Origin of the sequence: Mesorhizobium sp. M0664 (assembly GCF_040320565.1) — a bacterium.
Lineage (GTDB): Bacteria > Pseudomonadota > Alphaproteobacteria > Rhizobiales > Rhizobiaceae > Mesorhizobium.
Map to the genome: position 1 here is coordinate 33,193 of NZ_JAMYPW010000050.1, position 13,714 is coordinate 46,906.

The 13,714-nt window shown below is 63.1% G+C and carries 15 protein-coding genes; 7 read left to right on the forward strand and 8 right to left on the reverse strand.

The window, feature by feature from the left end; all coding sequences use genetic code 11:
* Nucleotides 1–7: 7 nt before the first annotated feature.
* The 5 genes from NKI39_RS29010 to NKI39_RS29030 form a co-directional block, all read right to left on the reverse strand.
* Complete coding sequence (locus NKI39_RS29010) at nucleotides 8–1,540, reverse strand: sugar ABC transporter ATP-binding protein (RefSeq protein ID WP_352615123.1); 1,533 nt, start codon at nucleotides 1,538–1,540, stop codon at nucleotides 8–10.
* Nucleotides 1,530–2,513 carry an ABC transporter permease gene (locus tag NKI39_RS29015; RefSeq protein WP_352539886.1) on the reverse strand — a complete coding sequence of 328 codons (984 nt, stop codon included), beginning with the start codon at nucleotides 2,511–2,513 and terminating at the stop codon, nucleotides 1,530–1,532. Before NKI39_RS29015 ends, NKI39_RS29010 begins: the two co-directional genes overlap by 11 nt.
* A 141-nt stretch (nucleotides 2,514–2,654) precedes the next feature.
* Nucleotides 2,655–3,686: a sugar ABC transporter substrate-binding protein gene (locus NKI39_RS29020; RefSeq protein ID WP_352473034.1), complete on the reverse strand. Its 1,032-nt coding sequence runs from the start codon at nucleotides 3,684–3,686 to the stop codon at nucleotides 2,655–2,657.
* Between the two features lie 23 nt (nucleotides 3,687–3,709).
* Nucleotides 3,710–4,561: an IclR family transcriptional regulator gene (locus NKI39_RS29025; RefSeq protein WP_352615125.1), complete on the reverse strand. Its 852-nt coding sequence runs from the start codon at nucleotides 4,559–4,561 to the stop codon at nucleotides 3,710–3,712.
* Entirely contained in the window at nucleotides 4,561–5,703 is a 1,143-nt protein-coding gene (locus NKI39_RS29030) for an ABC transporter substrate-binding protein (RefSeq protein WP_352615127.1), read from the reverse strand. Before NKI39_RS29030 ends, NKI39_RS29025 begins: the two co-directional genes overlap by 1 nt.
* 609 nt (nucleotides 5,704–6,312) lie before the next feature.
* On the opposite strand from NKI39_RS29030, the gene cyoA reads away from it, so the two are divergent.
* From cyoA to cyoD, 4 genes are read left to right on the forward strand one after another with little or no spacing between them, the layout of a single operon-like run.
* A complete protein-coding gene (gene cyoA / locus NKI39_RS29035) occupies nucleotides 6,313–7,236 on the forward strand; it encodes a ubiquinol oxidase subunit II (RefSeq protein WP_352539884.1) in 924 nt (307 codons plus the stop codon).
* 2 nt (nucleotides 7,237–7,238) lie between these two features.
* Nucleotides 7,239–9,245 carry a cytochrome o ubiquinol oxidase subunit I gene (gene cyoB / locus NKI39_RS29040; protein WP_352836144.1) on the forward strand — a complete coding sequence of 669 codons (2,007 nt, stop codon included), beginning with the start codon at nucleotides 7,239–7,241 and terminating at the stop codon, nucleotides 9,243–9,245.
* The gene (cyoC, locus tag NKI39_RS29045) at nucleotides 9,242–9,892 is read left to right on the forward strand and encodes a cytochrome o ubiquinol oxidase subunit III (RefSeq protein ID WP_352449535.1); all 651 of its coding nucleotides are present in this window, start codon (nucleotides 9,242–9,244) and stop codon (nucleotides 9,890–9,892) included. The genes cyoB and cyoC overlap by 4 nt, the downstream gene beginning before the upstream one ends.
* Nucleotides 9,889–10,317, forward strand: a complete 429-nt coding sequence (gene cyoD, locus NKI39_RS29050) for a cytochrome o ubiquinol oxidase subunit IV (protein WP_352769325.1) — start codon at nucleotides 9,889–9,891, stop codon at nucleotides 10,315–10,317. Before cyoC ends, cyoD begins: the two co-directional genes overlap by 4 nt.
* A gap of 78 nt (nucleotides 10,318–10,395) precedes the next feature.
* On the opposite strand, the gene NKI39_RS29055 is transcribed toward cyoD, so the two are convergent.
* Nucleotides 10,396–10,593 carry a hypothetical protein gene (locus NKI39_RS29055; RefSeq protein WP_352836147.1) on the reverse strand — a complete coding sequence of 66 codons (198 nt, stop codon included), beginning with the start codon at nucleotides 10,591–10,593 and terminating at the stop codon, nucleotides 10,396–10,398.
* 46 nt (nucleotides 10,594–10,639) lie between these two features.
* Nucleotides 10,640–11,107, reverse strand: coding sequence for a YbhB/YbcL family Raf kinase inhibitor-like protein (locus NKI39_RS29060; RefSeq protein ID WP_352836149.1), 468 nt, complete (start codon nucleotides 11,105–11,107; stop codon nucleotides 10,640–10,642).
* Nucleotides 11,108–11,275: 168 nt separating this feature from the next.
* Between NKI39_RS29060 and NKI39_RS29065 the strand changes: the two genes are divergently transcribed.
* The 3 genes from NKI39_RS29065 to NKI39_RS29075 all read left to right on the forward strand — a co-directional run bounded on the left by NKI39_RS29065 (nucleotide 11,276) and on the right by NKI39_RS29075 (nucleotide 13,161).
* Nucleotides 11,276–12,457: a DUF3182 family protein gene (locus NKI39_RS29065; RefSeq protein WP_352836152.1), complete on the forward strand. Its 1,182-nt coding sequence runs from the start codon at nucleotides 11,276–11,278 to the stop codon at nucleotides 12,455–12,457.
* A gap of 99 nt (nucleotides 12,458–12,556) precedes the next feature.
* Nucleotides 12,557–12,928, forward strand: a complete 372-nt coding sequence (locus NKI39_RS29070) for a SpoIIAA family protein (protein ID WP_352539879.1) — start codon at nucleotides 12,557–12,559, stop codon at nucleotides 12,926–12,928.
* Between the two features lie 17 nt (nucleotides 12,929–12,945).
* Nucleotides 12,946–13,161 (forward strand): hypothetical protein, encoded by a 216-nt coding sequence (locus tag NKI39_RS29075; protein WP_352473044.1) that lies wholly within the window; start codon nucleotides 12,946–12,948, stop codon nucleotides 13,159–13,161.
* 39 nt (nucleotides 13,162–13,200) lie between these two features.
* On the opposite strand, the gene NKI39_RS29080 is transcribed toward NKI39_RS29075, so the two are convergent.
* Nucleotides 13,201–13,524, reverse strand: a complete 324-nt coding sequence (locus NKI39_RS29080) for a hypothetical protein (protein WP_352539878.1) — start codon at nucleotides 13,522–13,524, stop codon at nucleotides 13,201–13,203.
* Nucleotides 13,525–13,714 lie beyond the last annotated feature (190 nt).

Genomic DNA, 13,714 nt, shown 5'->3' on the forward strand with positions numbered 1-13,714 from the left:
CATCGTCTTAGCCGATTGCCGCATTGAGGATGTTCTCCTGCGTGGCCTCGTCGCGAGGCATGATCGCGGTGAGGCGGCCTTCGCACATCACCGCGATGCGGTCGGCAAGCCCCAGCAGCTCGGGCATTTCGGACGTCATCATGACGACCGCCAGGCCTTCGCCGGCGAGCCGGTCGATGAGCGCAAAAATCTCCGACTTGGCGCCGACGTCGATGCCGCGGGTCGGCTCGTCGACGACGATCACCTTCAAGCCTCGCATCAGCCAGCGCGAGATCAGCACTTTCTGCTGATTGCCGCCGGACAGGTTCTTGACCTGCTGGAACAGGCTGGGCGTCCGGATGCGGAAACGGTCGACATAGTCCTGCACCGCCTTGCGTTCGCTGACCTTGTCGACGAAGCCCATTCTGGCGAAGGCGCCGAGTGAGGCGAGGCTGGCATTCTGGTAGACCGGCAACTCGCCCATCAGCCCCTCGCTCTTGCGGTCCTCGGTGAGCAGGCCGATGCCGAGCCGGACGCCGGTGTGCGTTTCGTGCGGCAGCAGCCGGCTGCCATCGACCGAAATGGCGCCGGAAGTGATCGGGTCGTAGCCGACGATGGCCTTGGCGAGCTCGGTCCGGCCGGCGCCCATCAGGCCGAAGAAGCCGAGGACTTCGCCGGCATGCGCCTCGAACGACACATCCTTCAGCTTCTTGGCGGTGCTGAGTCCTTCAACGGAAAGCGCGACCTTGCTGCCCGGCGCGCCGCGCTTGCGCGGGAACAGGTTTTCGATGCGCCGGCCGATCATGTCCTGGATCAGCGTGTCGTTGGTATGTTGGCCGATCGGCCTGGTCGAGACGTGGCGGCCGTCGCGCAGCACGGTCACGGTGTCGGCGATCTCGAAGACCTCGTCGAGCTTGTGGCTGACATAGAGCACCGCGATGCCCAGCGCGGCCAGCCGGCGGATGACGGTGAACAGCAGCGAGACCTCGTTAGGCGTCAGCGAGGAGGTCGGCTCGTCCATCACCACGACGCGGGCCTCATGGGCGAGTGCGCGGGCGATCTCGACCATCTGCTGCTGGCTGACCGGCAGCGATCCCGTGCGCGCCGCCGGGTCGACGTTGAAGCCGATACGCTTGAACAGAGCGGCCGCATCGGCACGGATCTTCTTCCAGTCGATCGAGCCGCCTTTGCCGGTCGGATAGCCTTCGAGGAAGATGTTTTCGGCGACGCTGAATTCGGCGATCAGCGCGATCTCCTGGAACACCACCTTGATGCCCTCTTTCAGGCTATCGCGCGGCGACTTGATGTCGGCCTCGCGGCCGCGCAGGCGGATGGTGCCGGCATCCTTGCCGTAGACCCCGGCCATGATCTTGATCAGCGTCGACTTGCCGGCGCCGTTCTCGCCCATCAGGGCATGGATTTTGCCGGGTTCCAAGGTCAGATCGACATTGTCCAGCGCCATCACGCCGGGAAAACGCTTGCCGATGCCGCGCATCTCCAGCGCCGGCACGCTTTTGTCGACAGCCACGGTTTCGCCGGGGTGAAGGAAATCAACCGACATTGGCTCTGTTCCGCACGATGTCGAGATAGGTCGCCAGGATGATGACGATGCCGGGCACCACCATCTGCAGGTCCTGGTTCCAGCCGAGGATGATGATGCCGTTGTCGATGACCTTCAGCACCAGCACGCCCAGCAACGTGCCAAGCAGCGAGCCGCGGCCGCCAAGCAGGCTGGTGCCGCCGAGGATGACGGCGGCAATCACCGTCAGCTCGAAGCCGCGGCCAGCGGTCGGCTGGCCGGCATTCATCAGCGACGACAGGATCATGCCGGCGACGCCGACGCACAGGCCGGTGACGACGAAGGCGAACAGTTTCAGCCGTTGCGAGCGCACGCCGGAGAGACGAACCGCGCGCTCGTTGGCGCCGACAGCGTAGAGATAACGGCCGAGCGTGGTGAAGCGCAGCGTTGCCGCGGCCAGCGCGAAAATCACCGCGGCAACGACCACGGGCAGCGGGATCGCGCCGATATAGCCAGCGCCGAGATCGGTGAAGCCGGCAAGCCGGTGGTGGTTCTGCACCGCCTCGCGGGTGAACAGGTAAACGCCGCCCTGCAGCATCATCATGGTGCCGATGGTGGCGATCAGCGAGTTCACCTTGAGGCTGGTGACGACGAGGCCGTTGAAAAGGCCGACCGCGCCTGAAAAGACGAGCGCCGCCAGCAACCCGAGCGTCAGGCTGTGCGTTGAATTGAGCACGGCCATGCCGATGCAGCCGACAAAAGCCAGCGATGCACCGACCGACAGGTCGACTTCCGCAGTGATGATCAGCATCGTCATGCCGGAGGCAACGATCAGCACCAGCGCGCATTGGCGCAGGATGGCGATGATGTTGGCCTCGGAATAGAATTGCGGCGCGGCAATCGAGATGGCGATGCAGAGCACGGCCAGGATCACGCCGAGCACCAGCTGGCTGCTGCCCAGCAGCTGGCCGCCGATGAAACGCCTTGGCGCAGAGGATTGCGTAAGCTCGCTCATGTCCATTTCATTTCCGGGCCCGTATCGGTGCCGTCGCCATCTGGAAACTGCCGGCCAAAACAGGACGGTCGCCCTGTTTTGCCGTTCGGCATATCCGATCCGCCGCCCTTCCCGCCGTGCGGGAAGGGCTACCCGGAATCCTTACTTCTTCAGATCGGCGGAAGTTTTCATGCATTTTTCCGGTGGCTGAAGCGCATTGACGGCATCCCATTTGATTTTGCGTGTGGTGCCATCGTAGTCGTAGAACTTCTTCCAGTCGTCGCCGTTCATCGGCGCGGTCGGGCTGACGATGTGTTCCGGCACCTCTTCGCCATTGAAGAGCTTAACCGCTGCATCGATGGCGGTGTAGCCTTCCTTTTCCGGGAACATCGCGGCCTCGATGCGGTAGGACGGCTCGTTCTGCATCGCATTGATGAAGGCGAGGCCTTCGCCGCCGGTGCCGACAGTCAAGAGGCCGTCCTGCGACTTGCCGGCCGCTTTCCAGGCCTGAAGGCCGCCGAGCGAAGAGGAATCGTTGATGCCGTAGATGATGTTGATGTCGGCGTTCTTGGCAAGAGCCGCCGAAGAGACTTCGAGCGCGCGATCGGGATTGCCGCCGCCGTCGAGGTCGTGGACCATGACCGCGTCGGGGATGATGGTCTTGAGGCCATCCATGAAACCCTGCGACCGCAGCACGGTGGCGGACAGCAGCGGCAGGCCGACATTCATCACCTTGGCTTTGGCTTCGAGCTTTTCCTTGGCGTATTTGCCGGCTTCGACGCCGGCGGTGTAGCCGGTGTCGTAGTCGCAGATCGCGACCATTGTGGTCATGCCCTTGACCGGATTGCCTTCGAGCACGACCGGAACGTTGTTGGATTTCGCCTGGCGCAGCAGCGGCACGACGCCTTCCTCGTTGACGGGCGTGATGATCAGGACGTCGACGCCCTTGGCCATGAAATCTTCGGCGGCGGAGACCTCCTTGGCAACGTCCAGATTGGCGTCCTGCACCTCGAGCTCGATACCGAGTTCCTTGGCGCGGGACTGCATGCCCTTGATGACGTTCTGATACCACTCATGCGTGGCGTAGTTGGTGACGTAGCCGATGCGCTTCGGCATGTTTTCGGCGTGTGCCGCGGCGGCGCTCAGAGCAAGCACCGCCGCCGAGGCAAACAGCATCGATTTGGACCAGTTCATGTTTCTTCTCCCTGTATTTCTTGTCAGTTGCTGAACGGATAGTCCCGCCGTTCCGGGTCGGCACGTGAAGAGGCGGCAGCTTCGCCCGCGCCCAGCGCCGACGATATCGCCTCGGCCGCCGCCTTCGTCCGCTCGAACACAGTGCTGCGATCGAAGCGGGCGGCCTTTTGCGGCAGGAAGGGGACGGTGAGCGCGGCAATGACGGCGCCGGTATGGTCGCGCACCGGCATCGAAATGTTGGTGCAGCCCTCGACAGCCAGCGAGGCGCGCATTTCATAGCCGAGCCTTGCGACTTCGTTCAGCCGCGCTTCGATTTCCGCCCGGCTGCCTTGGCCTTCGCCTGCAGCGACGATCCGTTCGACGATGCGGTCGCGCTCGGCGCGGCTCGAATGCGCCAGCAGCACCGCGCCGGAGCTCGTTTCGAGGATCGGGAAATGCGAGCCAAGGGCAACCGAATAACGCATCGGCAAAGGCGAATCGATCTGCAGCACGACCAGTGCGCTCTCGCCTTCGCGCACGACCAGATGGCAGCTCTGGTCGGCATTGGCGGCGAGGCCGCGCATCACCGGCAGCGCGCATTCGACCAGGCGGTTCACCGGCGGATGCATATGCGCCAGTTCGAACAGCTTCAGCGACAGGCGGAAGCGGTCCGATTGCGTCCGGAAAATGTAGCCGCGCTTCTCCAGCAGCAGCAGGATGCGGTAGATCTCGTGAATGGAGCGCCCCATTCCGGTGGCGATCTCGGTCTGGGTCAGCGGCTCGCCGCTGGCAGCCATGAATTCCAGTATGTCGAGCGCCTTCTCCACAGCGGGCACCCGATAGCCGTTGCGGCCGCTTTCGCCTTCGTCGACGATCTGGGCAATATCGGCGGCCATTACGCGACGCTCCGTTGCGGCTGGCCATGCCTGGTCTCGCGATAGAGCCGGTTCAGCCGATCCGCGAGCTCGGCCGCCTGCAATTCGCCGGCGATCGCCGCCGCGGCATGAGGGGCGCATTGGCGGAAGAAGCTGATGAAGCCCGGATGGGTCGGGCGCAGATAAGAGGCTTCGATCGTCGCCAGCGTCGAGGCGAAGAAGCCGCCCGAGAGCGCGTTGACCTCGGTATCCTGCCACGCCGCCAGCGACCCCGGCTGTCCGCCGGATTTCACATAGTCGCCGCGCTGATAGCCGGGCGAGCACAGAAATAGCGCGTAATCGATGGCTGCCTGCTTGTGTTTCGATTGGGCGCTGACGCCGATGCCGGCGCCGCCGAGCAAGGCGCCGGCGGATCGCGGCGTCGGCACGTCGGCGAAGCGCAGATACGGCCTGTCTGCCCTGGAGGCGTAGTTCACGTAGCCGAAGGCGAACGGCACGTAGACCACGTCGTCATGCGCAATCATGTGATCGTAGCAACGGATCGGGTTCCATTTCGGCGAGTTCGGATGCGACAGCGCCGCAAGCTGGCGCAATTGCCCGACGGCCCGCTCGATTTTTTCCCCGGCGATGAACCCGTCGCCGTCTTCCCGGGGCCCACCGAGCGTCAAAAGCAGGCACATGGCGTCAGTCGGCACCAACGGCAGCCCAAGCCATTTGCCGTCCTTCAAGGCGCGCCGGCCGAGCTCCAGCACCTCGTCATGGCTGCGCGGCAGCGGTCCGTAGCGCTCCAGGAGATCGGGGCGATACGAGGCAACCTGACAGGCGGCGTCGATCGGCAACGCCCATTGAAGCCCGTCCCTTGCGTAGGATTGCCAGGATGCGCCGACCGAATCCCGTTCGAAGCCGTGGCGCTGCTCGGCCGACAAATCGAACGGCACCATCAGCCCGCCTTCGGCAATATCGCCGATGAACGGATGGTCGAACACGACAAGGTCATAGGCGCCGAGCACCGGACCAAGCGCGCCCTCGCCGAACTCATAGAGGCTGCGGCGGTCCCATTCGATCTCAAGACCGGGATTGGCGGCACAATACGGCCCGATGCTGGCGTCGAGCGGACCCCAGCAGCGTCGGTGATCCCACGCGAGGCCCCGCAGTCTTGTCATGCCGAAATTCCTCCCAGAGGCGGCCATGCGCCGGCCCAGCCGATTAGTAGCAACTATTTTCACCTAGACAAGTAGTTTTTACATACGCAAAGCCAGTCCTCGCTTCCGCTTGGCGAGAAAGCCGCCCAACCATCCCTGGTGCGCATCGCGTTGCCGCCGGCCTGCAACCAAAGGCTGCGACGGATCTGGCTTTTTGGAACTTTCGCGACGAACATTCGTTCGGTTGGCGCAACCATCTTGAGCAGCATCATTGGAATCAGCAGCCACGTCGCAGGGAGCGGACTAAATGGACCAACCGTGGGCGGGGCCATGAACCGGTTTACCGCCTTGGCATTCGCCACGTTTCTGGCGATAACTTCGATCTGGGCACTGTTTCTGATTTCTTAGGATTTGGCTCTGGTTGCTTGGGATTTGCCGCTGGTTTTTAGGATTTGGAGGGTTCTCGACAGGTTGACCGCTTAACGATGACGTCCGCCGCGTGTGGTTCTGCCAGCCGGAGCCCCGTGCGTGAAGAAACTGTCGCCAGGAGCACACCGGCGCGCACATTCGGGGGTTGGCAGCCACGCTGCCTGCAACGTTCCATCGGTTTTCAGGAAACGGCGAGATGTCATGCTGCTGAGGGCGATCGTTCGAAATTGTGCCGCCATCCGTGTTGGCCGCGTCGGCGCGACGATGCTTGTTGCCGCGCTGCTTGCCGGCTGCCAGGGCGGCGTGCTCGATCCGCAAGGGCCGGTGGGGGCGGCGCAGCGGACGATCCTGCTCAATTCGGTCGCTATCATGCTGGCCATCGTCATCCCGACGATCGTGGCGACGCTCGGCTTTGCCTGGTGGTTCCGGGAAACCAACACAAGAGCGCGGTACCTGCCGGAATGGGCCTATTCCGGACGCATCGAACTGGTAGTCTGGTCGATCCCCATCCTCGTCATCCTGTTTCTGAGCGGCATCATCTGGATCGGATCGCATGACCTCGACCCAATGAAGCCGTTGGATTCCCAGCAAAGGCCGTTTGAGGTGCAGGTCGTCTCGCTCGACTGGAAATGGCTGTTCATCTACCCCGAGCAGAATGTCGCGAGCATCAACCAGCTTGTGGTGCCGGCGGGCAGGCCGGTGCATTTCTCGCTTACCTCGGCAAGCGTCATGAATGCGTTCTTCGTGCCTCAGCTCGGCGGCATGATCTACACGATGAACGGCATGACGACGCAGCTTCACCTGCAGGCGGATCAGCCGGGCGAATTCTATGGGCGGTCGGCCCATTTCAGCGGTGACGGTTTTCCAGGCATGCAATTCGTGCTGCATGCCGTCGCGGCCGATGCCTTCGAGGCGTTCGTCAATTCGGCGCGAAGCCAGGGACAGGCACTCGACAAGGCCAGCTACCAGGAACTGGCCAGACAGAGCATCGACGTGCCGCCTTCGACCTATCGCTCGGTCGAGCCGGACCTTTTCCACGAAATCGCGACGCAGGGCGTTCCACCCGCGCCCGGCCCCCAGGCCGGTCGCCCCGGGCCGAGCGTATCGCCCAAGGCAGGAGGCTGACAATGCTCGGAAAATTGAGCTGGGACGTCATTCCGTTCGATCAGCCTCTGCCGATGATCGCCTCGGCGGTCGTCGCCCTGGCAATCCTCGGCGTGCTGGCCTGGGTCTTCCTGGCCGGCCATTTCCCCTATCTCTGGCGCGAATGGATCACCAGCGTCGATCACAAGCGGATTGGCGTCATGTACACGCTGCTGGCGCTGCTGATGCTGCTGCGCGGCTTCAGCGACGCCGTCATGATGCGGTCGCAGCAGGCCCTCGCCTTCCAGGCGCCCGGCTATCTGCCGCCCGACCACTTCAACCAGGTCTTTTCCGCCCACGGCACCATCATGATCTTTTTCGGGGCGATGCCGTTCGTCATCGGCCTGATGAACCTGGTCGTGCCGCTGCAGCTCGGCGTCCGAGACGTTGCCTTTCCGACGCTCAACTCGGTGAGTTTCTGGCTCACCGCCACCGGTGCGCTGCTGGTCAACATCTCGCTGGTGATCGGTGAATTCGCGCGTACCGGATGGCTTCCCTATCCGCCGCTCAGCGAGACCGCCTATTCGCCGGGCGTTGGCGTCGACTATTATCTGTGGGCCGTGCAGATAGCGGGCGTCGGAACGCTGCTCACCGGGATCAATTTCGTCACCACGATCCTGAAGATGCGGTCGCCCGGCATGAGTTACCTCAGGATGTCGATGTTCTGCTGGACCTCACTTGCCGCCAGCCTGCTCATCGTCGCCGCCTTCCCGATCCTCACCGCCACGCTCGCGATGCTGACGCTCGACCGCTATTTCGGCTTTCATTTCTTCACCAATGAAGCTGGCGGCAACATGCTGATGTTCGTGAACCTGATCTGGGCCTGGGGCCATCCCGAGGTCTACATCCTCGTCCTGCCGGCGTTCGGCATCTTCTCGGAGGTCATCTCCACCTTCTCCAGCAAGCCGCTGTTCGGCTACCGCTCGATGGTGGCCGCGACGCTCTTCATCTGCATCGTCTCCTTCATGGTGTGGGTGCACCACTTCTTCACGATGGGCGCCGGCGCCGACGTCAACGCCGCGTTCGGCATCGCCACCAGCATCATCGCTGTCGGTACCGGCGTGAAGATCTATAACTGGATGTTCACCATGTATGGCGGCCGCATCCGCTTCGCGACGCCAATGCTGTGGTCGCTGGGCTTTATGGTGACATTCGTCATCGGCGGCATGACGGGTGTGTTGCTGGCGGTGCCACCAGCCGATTTCCTGCTCCACAACAGCCTGTTCCTGGTGGCGCATTTCCACAACGTCATCATCGGCGGCGTGCTGTTCGGCGCCTTCGCGGGATATACCTACTGGTTTCCCAAGGCATTCGGCTTCCGGCTGCACGAGGGCTGGGGCAAGCTGGCCTTCTGGCTGACGCTGATCGGGTTCTACGCCACCTTCGTGCCCCTCTACACTGTCGGCCTGCTCGGCATGACCCGCCGCATGCAGCATTTCGACGTGCCGGCCTGGCATCCGTGGGTGCTGGTTGCCGGCGTCGGCATGTTGATCACCACCGCCGGCGTGGTCGCGCAGATCGTACAACTCGTCGTCAGCATCCGGCAGCGCGCGGCGCTTCGCGACGCCACCGGAGATCCCTGGGACGGCCGCTCGCTGGAATGGGCCACGCCCTCGCCGCCGCCGGTCTTCAACTTCGCCGCGCTTCCGCATGTCGAGGGCGAAGAGCCCTACTGGAGCATCAAGCAGCGGGCACGCGAGCAAAACCGGCTGCGCGACGAGCCTGACTACGAGCCGATCGAGATGCCCCGCAACAGTCCCACCGGGTTCATCTGCGCCTTCTTTGCGACCGTGATGGGTTTTGCCCTCATCTGGCACATCTGGTGGATGGTGGCGCTCGGCGCGCTCGGTGCTTTGGCCACCTTCGTCGTATTCGCGTGGCGCGACATCCCCGAATACGTCATTCCTGCCGCCGAAGTCGCCCGGATCGACCGCGCCAACCGAAGTGCGCGCCGCGAGGCGCTGGCCACTTACACGGGGCCAAGGCCATGACCGCGATCGACGTTCGAGAGCGTGACCCCTACCGCCTCCATGGCGGGCACGGCCATGCACCCGGCCACGGAGACGGCGGCCCGGCACCGATCCGGATCGTCGTGGGCTACGGCTTCTGGATCTTCCTTCTGAGCGACATCGTGATGTTCTCGGCCTTCTTCGCGGCCTATGCGGTGCTGGCGGGCAAGACGGCGGGCGGACCAAGCGGAGCCGAGCTGTTCGACCTGCGCAACGTCGCGATCGAGACGGCCGCTTTGCTGTTGTCGAGCTTCACCTGCGGTCTCGCCAGCCTCGCCGTGACAGCGCGGCGAAGCTCCTGGTTCTATGTCGCGATGGCTGTCACCTTCGTGCTCGGCGCCAGCTTCATCCTGCTCGAGTTGCGCGAGTTCGCGCATATGGTTGCCAGCGGTGCCGGACCGACGCGCAGCGCTTTCCTGTCGGCGTTCTTCACGCTGGTTGGATGCCATGGCCTTCACGTCACGGCGGGGCTGCTGTGGCTGCTCACGATGATGGCGCAGATCTTCGCCAAGGGATTCCGCGACGATATTCTTCGGCGTTTCATGTGTTTCAGCCTGTTCTGGCACGCCCTCGACATCATCTGGGTCGCCCTGTTCACGGTGGTCTATCTCCTGGGAGCAAGTCGATGAGCAATGCGGACGATCGCCACGCGCAACGGCGCGACACCGATGGGCTGGAGCGCTACGACATCGATACGGCGCCGGGTGACGAATACCTCGGCGACACCGAGGTCGGATCCGGGCTACGCGGCTATGTGATCGGCCTCGGGCTGGCAACGCTGCTGACCATCGCCTCGTTCTGGTTGCCCGGAACCAACCTGATATGGGCACCCGGCATTCCGGTGGCGCTGGTCGTGCTGGCGATCGCCCAGATGGGCGTCCATCTCGTCTTCTTCCTGCACATCACGACGGGACCGGACAACACCAACAACGCCCTGGCGCTTGCCTTCGGCGTGCTGATCGTAGTTCTGGTGATCGGCGGCTCGATCTGGATCATGGCCAATCTCGACCACAATTTGATGCCGATGAATGCGACCATGAACATGAACCGCTAGCGATGTGAGGCGCAGCGCAGTGCCTCCAGCCCGGCCTTGCCCGCCGCTTCAGACGCATTGCCGGATGACGGACCGGTATCAGCTGCGCTGGCTGGAGTTTTGATTTTTGCGATCCTTCGGCGATATCGCGCCTTTCGAGGCCTTTGAGCCGCCGCCCCACTCCTGGGCTTTCCGTGCCTGATCGCCTGCTTCCTTCGGTGCCTCGGCCTTGTCGCTGCCGCTGGCTTTCTTGCCGGATATGGGTTGGTCGACAGGGTTTGATTTGTTGTCCATCATGCTTCTCCGTTTGTGCCGAACCAGGCGACGGGGTGGCGTGGCGTCCTCAAGCCCGTTCGAACGTGCCGACGAGCTCGGCCTCTCCCACGACGTGCGGCTCGGCCTGTTTCAGCACGTCGTCGACGGCAGCCTTCTCGCCGAGATGAAGCGTCTCGGCGTCGAGTGCAAGAAGCCGGAAATGGTAATGGTGGAGCCCATGCCCAGGCGGCGGCTGGGGGCCGTCATAATGAGGATTGCCGAAATCGTTGACGCCGTGTCCGAGGCTCTCGGTCTTGGCGCCGGCGGTCGTGCCTTCGGGAAGAAAGTTGCGCTGTGCGTCGATGTTGTAGACCGCCCAATGACGGAACGTGCCTGAAGGGGCGTCGGGGTCCTCGACGGCCAGGACGAAGCTTTTGGTTCCTTGCGGGGCGTCCGTCCACTCCAATGGTGGCGAGACGTTGCCGCCGTCGCGGGAATAGCGCGGCGGTATTTTGTCGCCATCGGCAAAGGCAGAGCTTTTGAGAGTGAAAGCCATGGTCTCCATCTCCCTGTCTGACGTTCCCTCATAAACAGCTACGAGCCGCCGATGTTCCGGTCGCCGCCCCGGTCAAACCGGATTGCCGGCCGTTGGCCGGAACATTCGCCGAGGAAGCGGGTTTTTCGGTTCGGACGCATCGCCGCGGAAACGGCAATGGGCTCGGCAATGGACGAAGGGCGCGACATGACCGGGCTAAGCGGTAAGCAACCAAGCGGGGCGAAAGGTGTTGTGGTCGCATTCTCCGCGCCGGGCGGCGAGACAATCTATACCCACGAGCGGGAAACCGTCGCTGCCGTTGCGCGCACGATTGCGGCGTTGAAGGGCTTTGCCTTCCGCGAGGGCCTGAGTGAGGGCGGCGGTGACGGTCGCCGACTGTATTTCGTGCCGGACGACAGCCTGCTTGCCGTCGATGCGCTCCAACTGGGCATAAACGGGCCCGACGACCTCTTCGGCGGTGTGGTGCCCTGGCGCCTCGCAACCACCAAGGCCATAACCCACGAGCTGGTGGACGGGTCGGCGGCACGGCCAAAAGAATGGCCAGCCGGCTTCGGCAGAGCCGTCGGCGCGGCCGTACTGCCCGGCTATACCGCATTTTCACGCGATGACGCGCTGCGCGCAGCGGAACGTCTGCTGCAGCTAGGGCTGGTCCGGTTCAAGCCACCGCGCGCTTCGCGGGGCCGCGACCAGCACACCGCCGCGACCGTTGCCGACATCGAAAGGCTGCTGGAACGATATCCATCCTCCGACCTGAGGGAATACGGCCTTGTTCTCGAAACGGAGCTTCGCGATATCGTCACGCTGAGCATTGGCAGAACGGCGATCGACGGAACATCGGTCGCCTATTACGGCGTGCAGCGAATGACGGCCGACAATGCCGGACAGCCCGTTTACGGCGGATCCGATCTGGTCGTCGTGCGCGGCGGATGGGAGGCGCTGGACGGGCTGCAGCTTTCTCCGGCGCTAAGTTTGGCTGTGGCGCAGGCGAGGATCTACGACGCCGCGATGGATGGCTATCCCGGATTCTTTGCCTCACGGCGCAACTACGACATCGGCCAAGGTGTCGATTCCTCGGGCATCTGGCGATCGGGAGTGCTGGAAGCCAGCTGGCGGATCGGTGGCAGCAGCAGCGCCGAGCTTGCGGCGATGGACGCCATGAAGCGCGACCCCGACGTGCAGATCGTGCATGTCTCCGCCGTCAAGCAGTTTGGCAGCACTGCCCACCTGCCGCTGAACGCAGCGATCCATTTCCACGGGGAGGACCCCGAGGAGGGTCAAATCACGCGTTATACCGTCGTCACCCAGGCGATCCGAGGGCCGGTCGGGGAGGCCGGCCGATCGTCGTTCTAACCATGTCAGGTTGAAGCCAAGCACGCCTCCGGCAGGGAACATCCGCCAATGGCCCGAGTTTGTTTCGGGCAGGCAGCAAGTCAGAGACCGGAGGAAAAAATGATCGAGATGATTGCCGCTCCCCAGAATGTCGCCGCCTTTCGTGTCACCGGCACCGTGACGGCGGACGACTACGACAAAGTCATCCCGGCAATCGAAGCGAAACTGAGCGACCACAAGGACATCGGCGTCCTGACCGATCTTGCCGATTTCGAGGACATGACGGCTGGCGCCTTGCGGCGCGACCTGCAGTATGGCCTGAGCAAACTTGGCGAGGTCCACCGCTTCAAACGTGCCGCCGTGATTTCCAACAAGCAGTGGATCAAGGCAGCCACGGAAATGACGGACGCGCTGTTTCCGCAAATCGAGGCGCGGGTGTTCCCGGAGGACGAAAAAGCCCAGGCCCTGAAATGGGTGGCAGGCGTACAATAGCGGTGTTGGGGAGTGCCATGCCGTTCGACAAACGACAGGATCCGGAAGGCCTCTGGGAGGTCTATGACAGCGAGAGCGACGAAGCCGTCGTGGTCGGCGGGTTGCCGCTTTCCGGTCTCGACGAAAGCGAAGCCGATGAAGCGATTGAAAAGCTCAATCGGGGCGATCTGACGTCGGACAACATCCCCGAGACGGTTCGGTCAGGGTGGCCTCCGACCAAGGACGGTTTGTGATGACAGCCTGACGGACGTCACCGAGGACCGGTCGCGGATCTACGACGAGGCCTTGACCCCAAGCTTGCGGGCTTTGTCCTCAAATTCGTCGCGAATATCCTCGATCGTCGGCAGATGCAGGCGCCGCAGCTGGGCGTGCAACTTTTTGGCGGCATCTGAGCTCAGGTCGCGCTTGAAATTGGTCGCGACCTCCTCGGCCGAGCCGTAATGGCGATAGCGCTCGATCTCGGTCTTCGTGGCTTGCTGGACGTGCTCGAGCGTCTTGCGTTCGGCATCGGATTTTCCGTCTGGTTTGGCCCGCATGACCGGATTGAACGCTTTGCTGATAACGAATTCGACCAGTTCCTGCTGGGCGTGAGCCATGATTGTTCTCCCTCGAAGAAGGGCTGTCCGAGCCTAGAACGGTTCATCGGGGGAAACGCTGAACCGATCACTCTTGTTTTGACGCAATTCCGAACGGAAAACCGTTTCACACTTTTCCTGGAATTGCTTGTCTTATGACTTTCGCTGCCGAATGGGTCAGAAAGGAACGCTGAGAGAGGGTAGCCGCCCT

Bases quoted from the DNA above. Each gene is read 5' to 3' on its own strand.
- NKI39_RS29080 (WP_352539878.1), bottom strand. From the start codon at position 13,524: ATGGCTCACGCCCAGCAGGAACTGGTCGAATTCGTTATCAGCAAAGCG.
- NKI39_RS29075 (WP_352473044.1), top strand. From the start codon at position 12,946: ATGCCGTTCGACAAACGACAGGATCCGGAAGGCCTCTGGGAGGTCTAT.
- cyoD (WP_352769325.1), top strand. From the start codon at position 9,889: ATGAGCAATGCGGACGATCGCCACGCGCAACGGCGCGACACCGATGGG.
- cyoC (WP_352449535.1), top strand. From the start codon at position 9,242: ATGACCGCGATCGACGTTCGAGAGCGTGACCCCTACCGCCTCCATGGC.
- NKI39_RS29070 (WP_352539879.1), top strand. From the start codon at position 12,557: ATGATCGAGATGATTGCCGCTCCCCAGAATGTCGCCGCCTTTCGTGTC.
- NKI39_RS29060 (WP_352836149.1), bottom strand. From the start codon at position 11,107: ATGGCTTTCACTCTCAAAAGCTCTGCCTTTGCCGATGGCGACAAAATA.
- NKI39_RS29055 (WP_352836147.1), bottom strand. From the start codon at position 10,593: ATGATGGACAACAAATCAAACCCTGTCGACCAACCCATATCCGGCAAG.
- NKI39_RS29065 (WP_352836152.1), top strand. From the start codon at position 11,276: ATGGACGAAGGGCGCGACATGACCGGGCTAAGCGGTAAGCAACCAAGC.
- NKI39_RS29025 (WP_352615125.1), bottom strand. From the start codon at position 4,561: ATGGCCGCCGATATTGCCCAGATCGTCGACGAAGGCGAAAGCGGCCGC.
- NKI39_RS29030 (WP_352615127.1), bottom strand. From the start codon at position 5,703: ATGACAAGACTGCGGGGCCTCGCGTGGGATCACCGACGCTGCTGGGGT.
- cyoA (WP_352539884.1), top strand. From the start codon at position 6,313: ATGCTGCTGAGGGCGATCGTTCGAAATTGTGCCGCCATCCGTGTTGGC.
- NKI39_RS29020 (WP_352473034.1), bottom strand. From the start codon at position 3,686: ATGAACTGGTCCAAATCGATGCTGTTTGCCTCGGCGGCGGTGCTTGCT.
- NKI39_RS29015 (WP_352539886.1), bottom strand. From the start codon at position 2,513: ATGAGCGAGCTTACGCAATCCTCTGCGCCAAGGCGTTTCATCGGCGGC.
- NKI39_RS29010 (WP_352615123.1), bottom strand. From the start codon at position 1,540: ATGTCGGTTGATTTCCTTCACCCCGGCGAAACCGTGGCTGTCGACAAA.
- cyoB (WP_352836144.1), top strand. From the start codon at position 7,239: ATGCTCGGAAAATTGAGCTGGGACGTCATTCCGTTCGATCAGCCTCTG.